This is a genomic window from Streptomyces dysideae (assembly GCF_001514305.1).
Classification (GTDB): Bacteria; Actinomycetota; Actinomycetes; order Streptomycetales; family Streptomycetaceae; genus Streptomyces; species Streptomyces dysideae.
This window is the reverse complement of sequence record NZ_KQ949081.1, coordinates 176,112-176,955: the sequence shown is the minus strand read 5'-3', so window position 1 is coordinate 176,955 and position 844 is coordinate 176,112. Positions and strand designations below refer to the sequence as shown.

At 65.8% G+C, this 844-nt stretch carries 2 protein-coding genes; both read right to left on the bottom strand.

The genetic code is table 11. The features are described from left to right. Positions 1 to 173: 173 nt before the first annotated feature. Complete coding sequence (locus AQJ91_RS14265; protein ID WP_159054559.1) at positions 174 to 461, bottom strand: hypothetical protein; 288 nt, start codon at positions 459 to 461, stop codon at positions 174 to 176. Between the two features lie 76 nt (positions 462 to 537). Then, the coding region (locus tag AQJ91_RS14260) for a hypothetical protein (protein ID WP_234382233.1) at positions 538 to 844 on the bottom strand (307 nt) is incomplete at its 5' end.

The window sequence follows — 844 nt, the reverse complement described above, 5'->3', positions numbered from 1 at the left end:
TTGCGGCCGTGTGGAGCCAGGGACGGCGGGTGCGGCGCAGCGCCCTCACCCATCACGTGGGCAGGGGTAATTGGAGGATCTGTACCGCCCGTGGCTCGCGACTGCCCAGGTCAGGGCTGTGCGTGCTGGTACAAATCCTCCAATCACGTCGATCGGCGGGGTCCGGGGTGGGCTCAGTCCTGGATCTGTGAGCCGACCCGGAGGATTCCCACCCGGCCGTCAGCCGTGCCCGGGCACTTTCGGCTCGATGTCTTGGCGTTTCCGACCCACTTGCCGTAGAAGGTGCTCTCCACGCCTCGCGTGTCCACGCACACAATCTTCACCCGGTGCGCGGCGACCGTCCCGAGGCCGGAACAATAGGCGTAGCCGGTCGTGCCGCGCTTGGACCAGGTATTGCAGTCCGCGGACTGGATTCCGCTCTCGGCCGCGACCGCCGAAGGCGTCATCAGACTGGCGCCCATCACCATTCCCGCTACGGCGAGAAAGGCTCCCTTTCGGTTCATTCGAATACCCCGTTTCAGAATTTCCGCACTGCCCTTAGAAAAGCTCGACCTGGTAGCCGGCCTTGTAGATGCTCACCGCGCCACCTGCCGTGCCGGGGCACTTGCGGGTCGACCACTCGCCGCTGAGGCCGCCCTTCCAGGGGCCATAGAAGACGCTCTTCACGCCTCGGACGTCGATGCAGGTGATCTTGGCACGGTAGCGGTCGAACCGTGCGAGGTCGCTGCACTTCGCGGACCCGGAGGTTGTCGTGTGCTTTGACGTGCAGACGTAACCGACGGCTTTCGGACTGCGGTCGGCCGCGGAGGCGGTCGGCGCCATGAGGGCGCTTGCGGCGATTGCT